The organism is Acinetobacter sp. KS-LM10, assembly GCF_036896575.1.
Lineage (GTDB): Bacteria > Pseudomonadota > Gammaproteobacteria > Pseudomonadales > Moraxellaceae > Acinetobacter > Acinetobacter avistercoris.
In genome coordinates this window covers 864,687-881,856 of sequence record NZ_CP145906.1, presented here as the reverse complement: position 1 = coordinate 881,856, position 17,170 = coordinate 864,687, and the positions used below count along the sequence as shown (strand labels likewise).

Here is a 17,170-nt window from a genome sequence, read left to right as displayed (position 1 = left end):
ATATTAACCTTTTATTTTCATTGTGTTGATGTCTATTCTTGTAATTGTGACCAAATATATTGGTCGAATACATATTTTCAGACTAAATTCATTTGATCTAAGCTTCGTACATCAAAGAGCGTAAAACATACAAATACATGATTTTAAAATGGCGGGACTAGCTGTTCTTAATGATCAAGATACATTCATGACCAAGATAAATTCCAAGTGATGCATGTTCTTTTGTTGTCTTTCTATTCATCACTTATTCATTACTCGTTCTATTATTTAGCTTTGATCTATGTTTCGTCTTAATTTTATCTATTTTTTGATTGTTGCGTAATCTCTCAACGCAACAACACTGGAATCAACATCCAAGTAAATTATTTTGCTACAATAGATGCAATTTTTTATATCTTTTTGGTCTGTTCTTAATATGACTGATTCAGCGCAAAACATTGCTACGACATACGATCCAACTGAGATCGAAAAAAAATGGTATCAAACTTGGGAAGAGCGTGGTTATTTCAAACCCTCTGAAAAAGGTGAATCATTCTGTATCATGATTCCGCCTCCAAATGTCACGGGTAACTTGCATATGGGGCATGGTTTTAACAATGCCATTATGGATGCCTTAACCCGTTATAACCGTATGTCAGGCAAAAATACACTTTGGCAACCGGGAACTGACCACGCAGGTATTGCAACGCAAATGGTTGTGGAACGCCAATTGGGTGCAGAAGGCGTAAGTCGTCATGATCTTGGTCGTGAAAAGTTCATCGAAAAAGTATGGGAATGGAAAGAACAGTCTGGCGGCAACATTACTCGTCAGATTCGTCGTCTAGGTTCATCTGTAGATTGGTCACGTGAACGCTTCACCATGGATGATGGTTTATCCAATGCAGTGAAAGAAGTCTTTGTTAAGCTTCATGAACAAGGTTTGATCTACCGCGGTAAGCGTTTGGTCAACTGGGATCCAAAATTACAAACTGCCCTTTCTGACCTTGAAGTTGAGTCTGATAAAGAAGAAGCAGGTTCACTTTGGCATTTCAAATATTTCTTTGAAGATAAATCGCTTCGTACCCATGACGGTAAAGATTACATCGTTGTGGCGACCACGCGTCCTGAAACATTACTGGGTGATACAGCTGTTGCTGTTGCGCTGGATGATGAACGCTATGCAGATCTGGTGGGTAAGAACATCATTCTACCGATCACAGGTCGTGCCGTTGCCATTGTTAAAGATGAATATGTCGATAAAGAATTCGGTACAGGCTGTGTAAAAATCACTCCTGCCCATGACTTTAATGACTATGAAGTTGGTAAGCGTTGTGAATTGCCAATCATCAATATCTTTAATAAAAACGCTGAAATGTTGGCTGAGTTTGAATACATTGCCAAAGCGGGCGAAGCGATTTCTAAAACCATCCCTGCGCCTGCTGAATATGTGGGCTTAGAACGTTTTGCAGCACGTAAAAAATTGGTTGAACAAGCTGAAGCTGAAGGCTGGTTAGATCAAATTCAACCGTATACCTTGAAGCCACCACGCGGTGACCGTTCGGGTGTAATCGTTGAACCATTATTGACAGATCAATGGTATGTGAAAATTGCACCATTGGCTGAGCCTGCAATTAAAGCAGTTAAAGATGGCGACATTAAATTTGTGCCTGAACAATACAGCAACATGTACATGGCGTGGATGAATAACATTCAAGACTGGTGTATTTCACGTCAATTGTGGTGGGGTCACCGTATTCCAGCTTGGTACGATGCGGAAGGCAATGTCTATGTCGGTCGTGATGAAGCGGAAGTTCGTGCTAAAAATGGCATTCCTACTGATGTTCAATTGGATCAAGACGAAGATGTATTGGATACATGGTTCTCTTCTGGTCTTTGGACGTTCTCAACTTTAGGTTGGACGGGCGACGAAGCAAAAGACAAAGACAATTATTTCCTCAACACCTTCCACCCAACAGATGTGTTGGTGACGGGTTTTGACATTATCTTCTTCTGGGTTGCCCGCATGATCATGATGACCATGCACTTCATGAAAAATGAAGATGGTACGCCACAAGTGCCGTTCAAAACTGTGTATGTACATGGTCTTGTTCGAGATGGCGAAGGTCAGAAAATGTCGAAATCTAAAGGCAACGTGCTCGATCCTTTAGATTTGATTGATGGTGTGGATCTTGAAACTTTAGTACAAAAACGTACGACAGGTCTCATGAACCCGAAACAAGCATCAAAAATTGAGAAATCGACCCGTAAAGAATTCCCAGAAGGTATTCAATCTTACGGTACAGATGCGGTTCGTTTCACGTTCTGTGCATTGGCGAATACAGGTCGTGACATTAAGTTCGATATGAAACGTGTTGAAGGTTACCGTAACTTTGCCAACAAAATCTGGAACGCAACCCGTTTTGTGATGATGAACTGCGAAGAGCAAGTGATTGGTCAAGAGGTTCGTCAAGATCTTTGGGAATTGCCTGAACAGTGGATCGTGAGCCGTCTGCAAAAAGCAGAAGCTGCGGTACATCAAGCGTTTGCGACGTATCGTTTAGACTTGGCTGCACAAGCGATTTACGAGTTTATCTGGAATGAATACTGTGATTGGTATGTCGAGCTAACCAAACCTGTACTGAATGATGAAAATATTTCGGTAGAGCGTAAAGCAGAAATTCGTCGTGTGTTACTTGCGGTGATGGAAGCCTCTTTACGTCTTGCGCATCCAATCATGCCGTACTTGACCGAAGAAATTTGGCAAACGCTTGCACCGAAACTGAATATTTCGGGCGAAACCATTATGTTGGCGCAATACCCTGTTGCTGACCAAGCCTTGATTAATGATCAAGCTGAAGCAGACATGCAGTGGTTACAAGGTTTGATTGGTGCGGTTCGTAATATCCGCGGTGAAATGGGCTTAGGTAATGCACGTTTATTGCCTGTGCTACTTCAAAACACCACTGATGCTGAAAAAGCGCAGATTGCCCGTATTGAACCTTTGTTTAGAGCTTTGGCTAAAGTTGAAAGCATTACGTTCTTAACTGATGCTGAGCAACCGCCATTGTCTTCTTCATCTGTTGTCGGTCATGTGTCTGTATTCGTACCGATGAAAGGTTTGATTGATCCGAAAGCAGAGTTGGGTCGTTTACAGAAAGACTTCGATAAAGTTCAAAAGCAGCATGACCAAATTGCAGGCAAACTTTCAAATGAAGGTTTTGTGGCAAAAGCCCCTGCTGCTGTAGTTGAAGGTGAAAAATTGAAATTGGCTGAGTTTGCTGATCAGCTCGTGAAAATTAAAGCGAATATGGATCAGATTGCAGCGCTTTAAGGCTGTAGTTTGATTAAAAGAATCCCCTCAATTGAGGGGATTTTTGTTTATAATTTCAAAAAATTAGATAAAGAATATTATGCCAAAATACAATCTTGAGAAAATTATTCAGCAATTACAAAATTCGCCTGCTATTAAAGCTATACAAGCGATAGAAAATTCACCTGCCATTAAAGCTATGCAAGCGATGGAAAATTCACCTGCCATTAAAGCTATGCAAGCGATGGAAAACTCTTCTACCATGAAAGCTATTCGAGCGATGGAAAATTCTCCTACCATAAAAGCTATGCTAGCGATGGAAAACTCTTCTACCATGAAAGCTATTCGAGCGATGGAAAACTCTTCTACCATGAAAGCTATGCTAGCGATGGAAAACTCTTCTACCATGAAAGCTATTCGAGCGATGGAAAATTCTCCTGCCATAAAAGCTATGCTAGCGATGGAAAATTCTCCTGCTATGAAAGCAATGAAGGACTACAAGACAACAAATAGCTTAAAAAAACTTCGAGAAAATCCTTTGTTTAACAATTTTTTAGTTTTTGATCAAAATACTACTGGGAAATCCTTACATGAACAGATGATTGAATACTTTTCATCTCAAGCCACATTGCAGGACTCAGATTCAACTATTCCATTCCCACCATCAAATACAGAATATATAGCTCACAACTCAACCATTACAGATGAAGAAGAAAATTCGTCGTCTATGATCCTATGTATTCTGTTTAGTTTTTTTATTAGCTTCAGCTCAAATCAAGCATTTAACAAACTATCAACAGGTGTTACTTTGGACTTAGGTCTTGCTTTTATATTTGAGTATGCTTTAAAACCTATTGTAGATGAAGCTATCAAAAATACTGCGGGACAAGATGAATGTGATCTTAAAACTTCAACTGATTTTTCCAACCAAGAAACCCTAAATACATTTCTTTCAAACAAAAGAGTTATTACAAATACTTTGGATTTCCTTGAACTCCCAAAAAAGAAAAGCTCAATTATTGAAAACTTGCCACCCGGTACTTTACTAACGGTTATACCTGACAAAACTATTCCTAAATCCTGGCTAAAGGTTAAAATTACTTTAGATCAAAGTGAAGTTGAGGGTTACGTTTTAAGACGTTATACATCACCTATTAAATAACCCTCACCCCCGACCCTCTCCCATAGGGAGAGGGAGTAAAACTTTTTGAATTCCACTGTTGTTTGATGCTCAATGAATGTTCCCTCTCCTTTTAGGAGATGAGTATCCTCAGAATATATTCTGAGTGCGCAAGGGAGAGGTGTTTTTCAATTCATCACATACACGCCACAAATCCTCCAAAACTACATCCGTCCGACTCAAAACGTCATGATTCCAATACCGCACCACTTTTAAATCCAAAGCCTCTTAAAACTTAGTTCGTTCAACATCATATTCTTGTCCCTCATCTGATCCATGCTGACTACCATCCAACTCAATCACCAAGCCAATGTCATGACAGTAAAAATCCACAATAAAAGAGTGAAGGACATGTTGACGACGAAATTTTAAATTCATAAATCGTTTAGCACGTAAAATTTGCCACATCAAATGTTCTGCATCAGTCGCATTACTCCGTAAAGATTTTGCGAATGCTAATAATTTGGGATCTATTTTCATTTCTTATTCTCTTTTAATTTACCCAATATCTTTCACACTCAGACTATATTCTGAGGATGCTCATCCCCGTTAAAGGATAGGAATTTTTATTATTCAATGAAAATACGATCAAATCAGTTATGAATTCCTCTTATACAAAATGTTAAACCTATCCATGATTCATTCATTGTTCTACACAAGCACTACAGTTGACTAAACAAACTTAACGCGGCATGACCAATTTCCAGCAGCAACTTCAGTAAAATCAACGCTATCAAAACACATCTCTTTAAAACGCTGGATCACCTTATGAAAAAAATGGCCTTAATCGCTCTATGTACATTTATGTCTGTGCCTGTCTTTGCAAATAACGTGAACTGCACTGGAAACATCAGCAACAAAACCATCCATGGTAATGTCAATGTGAGCAATCAATGTAGCTTGATCAATGTCAAAGTCGATGGCAATGTCAGCGTTCAAAACAACGCTATATTGACCCTTAAAAACAGTCAAGTCAGAGGTAATCTAGAGTCTAAGGGTTCATTTACTAAAGTCACAGCGATTAACAATACCATCGATGGCAATATTCAATTATCTAGAGGCAAAGTGGTGACCTTAAACCAGAACAATGTCGATGGTAATGTTCAACTGAGAAACAACCGTTCAAGCGTTGTTGTGAAAATGAATAATATCGATGGCAATTTGCAATGTGAAAACAATCAAGGTCGCCCTGTATCAATCAAAAATAGTGTGAATGGCAACGTTCAAGGTCAATGTCGCTAATATTGAATTCAAATAATATCACTCAAATTTAATTTTTAAAGATTCAAATAAATGCACTTATTCTTTGAATCAGAATAAGTGCATTTCAATATTCCTTGATGTATCCGATCCAGTATTTATAACGCCATTTGCGCCAATAACTGTTCTAATCCTTTCTGCTTCGCTATATAGCTCAGTCGTTCTTTTTCCCATTTTAATTGTTCCTTAAGATCGACCACATCTCGATCAATCACTTTATACACATCTTTAATCTGCATATTTTTAGCTTTGGGTTGATCACTCCAATGCAAAGCATCGGTGATCTCATCATGTTGACTGGCTAACTTTTGGCTTTGCGCTTCCAACACCATTTTATAAAATTTAAGATGCTCGTCTGTTAATGCTTTAGCACTAATCCCTTTATTGGTTTCGAGCTGTAATTGTAGCTTTAACAAATAAAATAAATCTTGCTGTTCATACGCTTGGCTAACGACTTGAAACAATTCGGTCTTTTCTTGTTTTTTAATTTCATCAGGCTCACGATCTGGATGAATCATGGCTGTGATTTTTAAATACACCACTTTGAGTGATTGCTCAGCTTGTTTCTCCGCTTGTTCACGCTTTAGCGCTAAACGTTTGCGCTGATGTTCTTCACGTTGCTGTTGATACTTTTCCCCACTCCATTGCTCATCGTTCCATTCAATATTTAGACTAGACTGGTTTTGACTAGACTGGCTTCGACTAAACTGGCTTTGACGAGATTGGTTTTGACTAAATTTGTGATGATTCGTGTAGTTTAGCGTAGCTTCATTTTGACTTTCTTCGATTTGTTCTGCTTCATCTAGCCCTGTTCCATCAACATCTTCAAATTGTGATGTTTGTTCTGAAAAGTACTGTGGCAATTCAGAGACTGCTTTTTTCTTCTTTTTATTCTGGCTGTGAGCCATATGCTGAACATAAAAATCGGTGATTTCAGTGACTAAATCCATTTGTGACGTCTTTAAATTTTTGGATTTTTTTAAGGTTTGCGTAAGCTTCATTAACTTACTATCTATTTGCAGGGTATCTGCTTTAGAAAACGCTGGACTTTGTAAGTGCTGCCAAAGCACCTGCATTTGCTCAAACCATATCGCATGCAGATCGGCATAAAGTGGGACGAGTTTTTGATAAATATAACTTTGAATATCTTGCTGCGCATTTTGCCAAAGCAACAGGTCTTGTTTTTGCTGTTCAATCTTTTCAATCAGTCTATTCAGCTTTTTGTATTGTGGCGAAAGCTCACTTAATGGCTGTTGTGTATGTTTTAAATCGAAAGACATAAGAAAAAGAACAAGCAAAAACAAAATTATACCTGAGTTTAATCATTATTTTGCTGTCCCATTTGTATGACTGAAATATACAAGACTCAGATGTTCATGATTCAAATGTTTATGATTTAAATCTTTATGATTCAGAACAAGATCAGCAAAATACTCTCTATAAAATTGAATTCAATTGATTGAGCGGAAAAATGCATCCTGAATCATGTTTATTTAGATTAAAAGGATTATTAGAACATCAGATAAGATCAAATTTAAAGATCCAAAATGTGACTCATCTGACATAAAGATTCAGATCATTGCCATTATGATCAACCCCAAAATACTATTTCATATTGTTGTTGGAATAAAACAATAAATCATCAGGGATTCAACAATGAAAAAAATGAAAATAGCACTTGGACTGAGTGTTTTATGTCTGTCTGCTTTTGTTCAAGCCCAGCAAACTGTCTGTGTCTTTGATCCAGTAGGTAAGGCTGGAGATGCATTTGCGCTCGCCAAAGACTATGCACTAGAGTCCAAAAAATGGGGCGCGGACATTACGCTTCGCGCCTATGTCGATGAACGGATCGCAGCAGAAGACTTAAAAGCGGGCCAATGTGATGGTGCAATTATCAGTGGATTACGCGGCCGTCAATTTAATAAATTTACTGGTTCTTTAGACGCAATTGGCGCATTGACCGATTTAAAAACTGCAATTACGGCATATCAATTATTGTCTAAACCGCAAATGGCAAAAAGCATGATCAGTGGTCAATATGAAATTGCAGGCTTAGGTACGATTGGTCCTGCTTATTTATTTGTCACAGACCGTAAAATTGATACGCTGGCAAAAGCTGCTGGTAAAAAAATCGGTGTTTTCAAGTACGATGAATCACAAGTTAAATTGGTTCAACAAGTCGGTGGTCAAGCCGTTTCAGTCGATGTAACAAATGCTGGAACCAAGTTCAATAACCACGAGGTCGATATTTTACCTGCGCCGATTGTGGCTTATAAACCTTTTGAAATGCATCGCGGACTGGGTGAAAAAGGCGGTATTGTTAAATTCCCACTGACTCAGGTTTCCGCTAATTTCATTATTCGACGTGACAAATTCCCTGCAGATTTTGGTCAAAAATCTCGTGATTGGGTATCAAGTCAACTGGGTCGAACTGCGGCGATTGTGAGTAATTATGAAAAAGCTGTACCTGCGAAATACTGGATGATTATTCCAGAAAGTGAAAAAGCAGGCTATGAAAAGATGATGCGTGAATCTCGTATTCAACTCACAAAAGCGGGTATTTATGATCCGAAAATGATGGGTTTTTTGAAGAAAGTACGCTGTAAACAAAATGCGAACCGTTCAGAATGTTCTTTAAACGATGAATAATTGTTGAGCAGTATAAGTCCCGCGATCGATTGTGGTCGCGGACTTTTATTTCAATAAGGATGCTTAGCAATTATCTCTTTTTGGGACTATGATACGATTCGATTACGGCCCTGCTCTTTAGCCAAATACAAACACTTATCTGCACGTAGAACTGTATCATTGGCTTTTAGATCATGCTCACTCGCTACGCTAATTCCAATACTGATGGTGAGTGGATGGTTTTCAATAATCGTGCTTCGCTCTACACTTTGACGAATTTTTTCAGCCACCAAAGTCGCACCGTCGAGAGTGGTACTCGGTAAAATAACAATGAACTCTTCCCCACCCAAACGCGCAACAAAATCTGTCTGACGAATACTTTCAGTCAAGATTTGAGCAACTCTTTTTAAGACATGATCTCCCATCTCATGACCATAGTTATCGTTCACTTTCTTGAAATAATCAATATCTATCATCATGACGGTATAAAGCTGTTGATTACGTTTTAATTGCTTAAACAAGTATTCAACATATTCAGAAAATTTTCTTCGGTTATGTAAGCCCGTTAAAAAATCGAAGTGACTCAGTTTTTCTAGCTCTTCATTGGCCACTTCAAGATCATAAGTCCGTGCTTGAACTTTTTCTTCTAAGTTCAAATTGGATTCAATCAATTGTTTTTTCTGTAACAGTAAAGTGTCGGTCATGCTTTTTAAAGATTGAGAAAGCCCTCGTATTTCACGGATACTGGTTTTCTGTTCGAAATTGACGTCTGTCTTACCTTTTTGTACTGCATACGCAGCTTTTGCCAAATCTTCAATGGGTGTACTAAATCGGTTTGACAAGCGATAAGCAATAATAAATAAAATAATACTAAATAGAATCCCTAAACCAAGCATCTTTCTTTGCATCTCTTTGACTTCCAAGAGCGCAATTTCAATCGGTTGACGCATAATCACATGCCAACCTAAGTTCATTTTTGTTGTTGAAAGTACAGGACTATCCACCGTCAGATATTTTCTATGCTCATCCCAGTCATCTACAAAAAACTCTGTCCTGTTTTCATCATAAAGTGGCGGAGTGATTTTCCCAATTCTATTCAAGGGATATAGGATCTCTCCATCAGCATTCACAATAAAGACTTCAACACCATAATTCTTCGCATTTTCCGTCAATGAGCTTTGCATAACATTTTTTGCCCAACTCCAATCTGCATGCGCTGCTAAAACACCTTTGACTTGATTGGTTTTGGGATCATAAATAGGGGTAGAAAAATCAATAATTCTTAAAGGTACACTGGGATCGATAGATTTAATTTTTCCTGCCAATAATGTTGCATTGCGCACATCGCCCAAGTACGTTTGCTTTAATCCTTCTTTAAACCAGGCTCGTTCTGAAACATCAACATTTAACAATATTTGATCTGCAGCGACTTCTACTCTACCCGTCGGACTTGCAATTCCTAACCAAGCAAAATATTGGTACGCTCTTTTTACCTGATTTAATTGCTGTAGTACACGAGGATCATCAAAATTTGCTTCAACCAAAAATGGTGACTGACTCAGCAATACAATTTCACGTTCACGTTCATTCAATGAATTCGCAATGGTATTACTTATACTTTTTGCAGCAATATATAAACTCTGACCACCGGCTTGGGTCATTTGAGACGAAGCCACTTTCTCAATAAAAAAACTGATGCAAATGATCAAAATGAAAGAAATACCACTGAATAAGATCAATAGTCGATTTCGAAACATATCTAATCGAAAAGATTTCCTCACTTCTACCTCAACTAATATGTAATCAATGAGTATTTATAATTTTTAAATATAAAAGTATCGTAAATACTTTATGGTAGTTGTTATTCCAAGTTCCGTAAATAAATAATTTAATTCAATAAATTTAATTTTTGCTGAAAATTAAAACTGAGTCACACTTATACTCAAAAAGGATTAAATTTACAAATAAAAATAGGCACAACGAGGCGCCTATTTTATATTTTCTCTTATCAGCTTTATTCTTAAATCTAAACTTAAAGAATGCTCACCACCACTTTTCCGACATGCTCGCCTTTATCCATTTCTGCATGCGCTGCTTGGATTTGATCAAATTCGAAGGTTTTATAGATCATCGGTAGACATTCACCTTTTGCCCATAGAGGTGCAACGGTATGTTTTAAGCCTTGTGTAATTTCAGCTTTTTCTTCAGTATTACGTGCACGCATAGTCGAACCCGTAATGGTTAATCGCTTCATCATAATTTGACCCAGCTTAACTTCTTTGGCTTTTGCCCCTCCCAAGAAAGCGATATAGACCAAACGTCCATCACGACGGAGTAAATTTAAATTTTGCGCGAGATAAGGTGCACCCACGATATCTAAAATGACATCAACACCCGCATTTTGATTGGCATCATTAATGACCTGCTCAAAATCTTGCGTCTTATAATTAATCGCTGTGGTTAAATGAGAAATGGCCTGAACTTTTTCATCTGAACCAACGGTTGCGAAGGTTTTGATTCCCAATGATTTGCACAGCATTAACGCTGTCGTACCAATACCACTGGTTCCACCGTGTACGAGTACTGTTTCTCCAGCTTTAGCTCGACCCATTTGGAACACATTTGCCCATACCGTATAAAAAGTTTCAGGAATCGCAGCAGCTTGAATAAAACTCACACCTTCTGGAATCGTTAACGTTTGGCTTTCAGGCACCACGCAATATTCTGCATATCCACCACCATTGGTCAGACCACAGACTTTATCTCCAACTTGAAATTCAGTAACCTCTGCACCCACAGCTTCTACGACACCTGCGACCTCTAAACCCGGTACTGGCGTAACGCCCTTAGGCATTGGATACAAACCTTGACGTTGCAAAATATCTGGACGGTTTAAGCCAAAAGCATAAACTTTTACCAAGACTTCATTCTTCGCTGGATGAGGAATTGCCACTGTTTCATAGGCAAGTTTTTCAACGCCACCCGGTTCTGTAATGATGATCTGTTGCATATTTTGCGTCATTGATATACTTCCCTTTTATCTTAAATTTCGACATTGCTTTATATATTTGAACATAGATAAACACTGGAACAAAGACAAGTCAAATTGATCTTTTACACCGCTCTCAATCAAATTCAAACGTAATACTAATACAATTTAAACCGCATCTCTTTATGCCTACATACAAATTTGAATTCGGATGGGCTTGATATCTCAAAAATTTAATCAAATATTGTCAGCCAAAGTTTTTCTTAAAAAATGGCTCGCGAAAGTTAAATAAGCATGAGTGAACATTCAAATAATTCTCAAGCATCAAATTTAATGATTAAAAAATAATCAAATCGTTGAACACCATAAATACTCAGAAAGCTTATTTTGCAAAGGTGCTTGATTGCTTAAGACGATAAAAAAATAAAACCATTCATCAGCCCACAGAGAATCAACGATATGAGTACTTTCGTAATAAGAATTAAACTTAAGCGTGCTTTTAATAATGCATACACTTAGATGAATATTACACAATAATTAAATTTTAAATAATTCATAAATATTTAATATGTAAGTAAATCTTTAGTTTATGACAAAGCAACAGAAGTGTAATTTTCAATCTATACATTACTGGCGTTTAGGGCACTTAACTAGAGATCAATACAACAATGAAACTGAATACTTTAACCACTGCAATTTTACTGATATTAACGTTAACCGCTTGTTCCGACGACGATGATACAGGTTCACCGTCTAACGAAACTCCAACATCGCCGATAAGCCCTGAAACACCCACTTCACCTTTAGATCCAGAACCCCCTCTCAACTTACCTGAAGAGCCCAATACACCTACGCCAGAACCTGAGCCTGAGGTGCCTACTGTTGAAGTTCCTGTTCCAAAGGTCTATTTGGATGAAGACTTTAAAAATTTAACAGCACTTCCTGAAGCATGGACGCTGTCTGCAAAAAGTGTCGGAGAGGCTTATATTAAAGATGGTCATTTATTTATAGATGGTCTTAAACATAACACCACGATGACCACATTAATGCTTGCGCCTAAATATGAAAATTTACGTAACTATCGCATTGATATTGAGTTTACCCATGTAAAAAGTAACAATACTGGTCGTTGGAGTAGTATTGTGCATCGTGCTGCATCAAATCCTGCAATTATCCCATATTACCAGTTTGCAATACGTACAGATGCGACTGCTTCAAACGGTTTAGAGCTCGCTTACCGGGAAGCAAACGACACATGGAATGTTCTGAGCAAAACAGGTCATACCCATAAAATTGATCCAACCAAGACCCATAAAGCTTCTGTAGTGGTTCACGGCAATCGTATACATCATTATTTAGATGACAAACTCGTCCTAGATACCACGCTGCATCAAAATTTAGAACAAGGTGGGATTGGTTTATCGACCGCAGGTCTATTAATGCGGGTTGATTCTATAAAAATTAGCGAACAACTTGATCCATTACCTGACACCAATAAAGTGACAGCGTTAATTGATCATCAATTGCCTGTGTCAATGGCACCTACTTTGGCTCAGCCAGTGCCAACTTCGGGGATTGCATCAACATCAGCAACCCACGTTGCCTATATACTCGATGAACAATTAAATTTACTGAATGCTGAAAATAAAAAAGTCATGCATTTACGTGATTATTTATCGAACACTGAGCGTCGAAGCATTCCTTTACTCAATATTCAATCGACCAAGACCATCGACAGTTTAAAAGCACTTGGTCCAAGTTATGATTTGAGTGACATCACCCTCGTTTCAGACCAACCTGAATTGTTACGTACCGCGCGTATTGCAATTCCAACATTACGCACCGCCCTCAACTATTCACAACATTCAGGCTTTACATCGTCGAATAGAGATATTATGACGATTGTGCACAATACCAACTCATCATTGTCTAAAATCGTGATTCTTCCACCACAATTGGTCACCCGAGATGTGGTCAGTCATTTCCAACGTTTACTCATTACTCCTTGGGCAGGTTCAAATACAACAGACCCAGTGAAGGCGGCTCAAATATTAACCACAGGTGTAAATGGTATCTATGCATCACAGCCTGACGTCTTCATGAACATTATGAAGAATATGGCGCCAAATACACTTTTGCGTAAACCGCTGATTACAGGTCACCGTGGTATTCCGGGCGAATTAGATGAAAATACGCTTGAAGGTGCCATTAGAGCCATTGAAGTTGGTGCAGATGCCGTCGAAAGTGATATTTACCTGACGACAGATGGTCATATTGTGGTGATGCATGATGGTACTTTAAAACGTACCACAGGTGATAATCGAAAAATTGAGGATTTGACTTTAGCAGAGGTTCGACAACTCAGAACTATTCCTGGCGGTTTTAAAGTACCCACTTTAGAAGAGTTATTGATTGCCGTTAAAGCGCACCCTAAAGTCATGAATTTTATTGAGATCAAAAGTTCAAAACCTGAAATTGTTCCAGCGCTCAAACGACTTCTTGATCAGCATGATGTCTATGATCAAAGCATTGTAATCAGTTTCGATGCCGCACAAGTTCTACATATGAAAAATGTATTGCCTGGCGTATCAACAGGATTCCTCACCAGTACACCACAGACACCAAACAATCTTGAAAATACGCGCACTATCTTGGCTGCAACACAAAAATACTCTTCCACCTTTAATCCATCATTTACTGGTTTGAATAAAGAGTTGATGGGTATGGCAAGTCAACGCGGCGTAACGTTCTGGCCTTGGACATTCCGTTTAAATAAAGATGATTTTAATCGAATGTATGTACAAGGCACACATGGTTTAACCACAGATTATGCCCGTGATGCTGCAGACTTTGTGGTGAAATTGGATGTGCCACCTGCAGTCAATGCTACTGTAGGTAAAGCGCTTGAAATTTCAGGTTCGACTTTAACTCAAGTCGGTGCTAAAACAGGTTATACATTCAAAGAAATGATAGTGCTACCACAATCTGCGAAATACACTCAAAATGGTCAAGCTGTTACATTTACTGAAAAAGGTACAGCGTATGTGATGCCTAAATTTAACTATACCATTGCACCAAATCATACTTATACACTTTATGCACCACCTGTAAAAGTAACCATCCAATAATCTACAGATAACGCATTGAGTTATATCCTCCAGTTAAGTTCGCTTGGCTGGAGGTCTTCTTTTTCTCATTGATATTTTTATACTCTTTTTCAGGATATATCTTAAAAAATATAAATGGTGAAAAAGTCATCGAGATCTTATTAGTCCCTCTAAAAAATCAATATGAGTTTTCATTTAATACAAAACTAATAATACAAAACTAACTTATTCATATTTTTTATATTTAACTTTAATAATAGATCTCTTTCATAAATCAGAAAAGTTGATTGAGCGTTATATAAAAAAAACTTATCCATCTGGAAGAAGCTTAGGATGAGGGAATACTGATTGTGATTTTGGTGTATAAAAATGACTGATATAAAACGTCTTTAAATAACTTCATAAACCGAAATACTTTATATTCACAAAAATTTCTTCCAATAGCACTCAGACTTCAACAACGCCTTTTACCGAATTAAACATAACTCTTTAGCTTAACTTTTTACTGAAAACACAGGGTAAATTGGCTCATTTATTGCTAACTTTAGAGCTTAATAATGAATATCAAGAGAAAAGTGCGCATGCAATTTAAAACTATTTTTTCAGCAGTCCTCATGAGCAGTACTTTTATACTCAGTGCATGTAATAACAATAATGCTGATGATTCCGAAAAAAATAAAGCGTCTGAACCCACTGTCGCTTTACAGCCCATCATTATTCAAGGTGCATTGCCCATAGAAACTGAAAGTCTCGCTGCAAAACTCGATAACACCACCACTGAAACAATTGGCGGTTGGAAGTTTTGGAAAGGCACATATCAAGGCTATCCTGTCATCATTTCTAAAACACGTATGGGGATATCTAACTCCGCTGCAGCTACTGCGATAGCAATTCAACAATACGATCCGATTGCAATTATTAACCAAGGAACCTCAGGTGGTCATGATCCGAAGTTAAAGGTTTATGACATCGTATTAGGCAAATACACCACCAATATTGGCGCTTTTAAAACACCTTTTCGCGAGTTAGGTCAAGGCTCGAATACTTTAGAGTGGAATGAGGCATTTGATGTCTTACCTGATGATGAATCTGATCCAGAGCCCATTGCTATTCGAAAATTTGAAGGTGATCTTGAACTCATGAATGCTTCACGTAAAGCCAAAGTCAATTATAAACTTGGACAAGTCGTTGAAGGCACCATTGGTTCTGCGGATACTTGGAACAGTGAACTTGATCGTATTGCTTTTCTGCACAAAACCTATGGCACCTCTGTTGAGGAAATGGAAGCCGCTTCTGTTGCGCAAATTGCCAAGCAATTTAATGTACCCTTCTTAGCTATTCGAGTACTTTCTAATAATATTACCAATAATGGTGCTTATGATCCCAAAACTGGTGAAGCCTGCCAAGAGTTTGTTTTAGATGTTGTGGTTGAATATATGAAGAGTAAACAGCCTCTTAACTAAACAAATCAGATTTCCTTAGTCTCTTCATTTAAAATTGAATTATTTCCTATGCTATTCGTACTTAAGCTCGAATAGCACAGGGATATAAGCGCTTATTTTTCCCAACGCTGCACTCCAATAACTTGAATCTTTGATCTAATTAAGGGTTGATGCTACCTACAAATTTCATTAAAAAATTACGGACTAAAGGTAAAAAAATCATAATCAATGGAAATGCAATAAGCCATGAAATACTCCAGCTCTTGAGCCAAAGTGGAAAGAATCCTTCTACAAATCCTTTATTCATCAGCATATTAAAAAAAGAAATTGAAGCACTCATTAAGCCTGAGAGAATCAGTGGCATCAGCCACATCATATGTTTAGGGTGAATTTTTGGAAGAGAGTTTGACATTAAATACCTTTAATCGATCGAGGATAATAATTAGATTTGTGATGGCGCAGATTTTTTCAATGTTTGAATAAATTGAATAAACTGCGGTAAAAATTCTTTAAAGATGGTCACGTCTTTATTAAGCAATAACACCTCCCCAAACAATTTCAACCCAATTGCCAAAGCTTTGGTGGATTCTTCATCGACCAATTCGGTTTTTTGCAAATGTGCTAAAACTTTAAAAAGATCATCGTGGTTATATGCAGTAAATTCGAGTGCCTCTGTATAAGTCGATGGATTACCTTTGGCATCGGCAATGTGTTCTACGCTAATTTTATATTCATGCTGTTTCATTTCTCTCCCCCTACATACGAGCAATATTGACAGCTGCTTGGTCAATCTGTTCGGCAAGTTCACGCACTTGTTCAGGACTCAGTTCTGTTTGCAGTTTGAGTCGAAGTGATGATTTCAGATTTTCCATCGCACGTTTAATGTCGATAAATTCTGTTTGCGTATGGATTCTTCGGCGGGTTTCAAAGCGTGTATGAATGTGCTCGATTTGATCTGCTTTTTCTATAAGATACTGCATACCTTTTTCAGTAATACTGTATTGTTTACGATCATCTACCTTCAATTTAAATTCTATATATTGCTGTTGTTCTAGCGAGTCGATATTCGGACAAATCGTGCCTGTGCTGGGTTTGTAATCACTACCCACAAATGTAGAGATGCTTTTTATCACGTCATAGCTGTACTTTGGTGATTCTGCAATAAAGTGCAGTACCAACAGTTTCATTTCGCCTGCTTCGAAGAGGCGTTTGCGTGGTGTTGGTGTGCTGTCTAGGATAGGGATAGATTCGGGAGTTTGCATAGATAAGATATAT

Annotated in this window: 12 protein-coding genes and 1 pseudogene; 6 read left to right on the top strand and 7 right to left on the bottom strand. The window is 38.0% G+C overall.

All coding sequences use genetic code 11. The features are described from left to right. Positions 1–415: 415 nt before the first annotated feature. Positions 416–3,310, top strand: a complete 2,895-nt coding sequence (locus tag V5M36_RS03885) for a valine--tRNA ligase (protein WP_338562212.1) — start codon at positions 416–418, stop codon at positions 3,308–3,310. A 79-nt stretch (positions 3,311–3,389) separates the two neighbouring features. Beyond that, entirely contained in the window at positions 3,390–4,451 is a 1,062-nt protein-coding gene (locus V5M36_RS03880; protein ID WP_338562210.1) for a hypothetical protein, read from the top strand. A 108-nt stretch (positions 4,452–4,559) separates the two neighbouring features. On the opposite strand, the pseudogene V5M36_RS03875 reads toward V5M36_RS03880, so the two are convergent. Continuing rightward, positions 4,560–4,949: pseudogene (locus V5M36_RS03875) on the bottom strand (endonuclease domain-containing protein). 288 nt (positions 4,950–5,237) lie between these two features. Here V5M36_RS03875 and V5M36_RS03870 point away from each other — a divergent pair. Continuing rightward, complete coding sequence (locus tag V5M36_RS03870; protein ID WP_338562208.1) at positions 5,238–5,711, top strand: hypothetical protein; 474 nt, start codon at positions 5,238–5,240, stop codon at positions 5,709–5,711. Between the two features lie 116 nt (positions 5,712–5,827). Here V5M36_RS03870 and V5M36_RS03865 read toward each other — a convergent pair whose 3' ends face one another. Next, positions 5,828–7,009, bottom strand: a complete 1,182-nt coding sequence (locus tag V5M36_RS03865; RefSeq protein ID WP_338562205.1) for a molecular chaperone DnaJ — start codon at positions 7,007–7,009, stop codon at positions 5,828–5,830. Positions 7,010–7,394: 385 nt separating this feature from the next. On the opposite strand from V5M36_RS03865, the gene V5M36_RS03860 reads away from it, so the two are divergent. Next, positions 7,395–8,378: a putative solute-binding protein gene (locus V5M36_RS03860; protein ID WP_338564021.1), complete on the top strand. Its 984-nt coding sequence runs from the start codon at positions 7,395–7,397 to the stop codon at positions 8,376–8,378. A gap of 86 nt (positions 8,379–8,464) precedes the next feature. Here the strand turns inward: V5M36_RS03860 and V5M36_RS03855 are convergent, their stop codons facing one another. Then, a complete protein-coding gene (locus V5M36_RS03855; RefSeq protein ID WP_338562202.1) occupies positions 8,465–10,033 on the bottom strand; it encodes a sensor domain-containing diguanylate cyclase in 1,569 nt (522 codons plus the stop codon). A 356-nt stretch (positions 10,034–10,389) separates the two neighbouring features. Beyond that, the gene (locus V5M36_RS03850; protein WP_338562199.1) at positions 10,390–11,379 is read right to left on the bottom strand and encodes an NAD(P)H-quinone oxidoreductase; all 990 of its coding nucleotides are present in this window, start codon (positions 11,377–11,379) and stop codon (positions 10,390–10,392) included. A 635-nt stretch (positions 11,380–12,014) separates the two neighbouring features. Here V5M36_RS03850 and V5M36_RS03845 point away from each other — a divergent pair. Then, a complete protein-coding gene (locus V5M36_RS03845; RefSeq protein ID WP_338562197.1) occupies positions 12,015–14,474 on the top strand; it encodes a glycerophosphodiester phosphodiesterase family protein in 2,460 nt (819 codons plus the stop codon). A 560-nt stretch (positions 14,475–15,034) separates the two neighbouring features. Beyond that, entirely contained in the window at positions 15,035–15,916 is an 882-nt protein-coding gene (locus V5M36_RS03840; protein ID WP_338564019.1) for a 5'-methylthioadenosine/S-adenosylhomocysteine nucleosidase, read from the top strand. A gap of 139 nt (positions 15,917–16,055) precedes the next feature. On the opposite strand, the gene V5M36_RS03835 is transcribed toward V5M36_RS03840, so the two are convergent. From V5M36_RS03835 to V5M36_RS03825, 3 genes are read right to left on the bottom strand one after another with little or no spacing between them, the layout of a single operon-like run. After that, positions 16,056–16,307, bottom strand: a complete 252-nt coding sequence (locus tag V5M36_RS03835) for a DUF2798 domain-containing protein (RefSeq protein ID WP_338562195.1) — start codon at positions 16,305–16,307, stop codon at positions 16,056–16,058. Between the two features lie 30 nt (positions 16,308–16,337). Continuing rightward, a complete protein-coding gene (locus V5M36_RS03830) occupies positions 16,338–16,640 on the bottom strand; it encodes a DUF3861 domain-containing protein (RefSeq protein WP_338562193.1) in 303 nt (100 codons plus the stop codon). Positions 16,641–16,650: 10 nt separating this feature from the next. After that, complete coding sequence (locus V5M36_RS03825) at positions 16,651–17,157, bottom strand: PadR family transcriptional regulator (protein ID WP_338562191.1); 507 nt, start codon at positions 17,155–17,157, stop codon at positions 16,651–16,653. Positions 17,158–17,170: the final 13 nt, after the last annotated feature.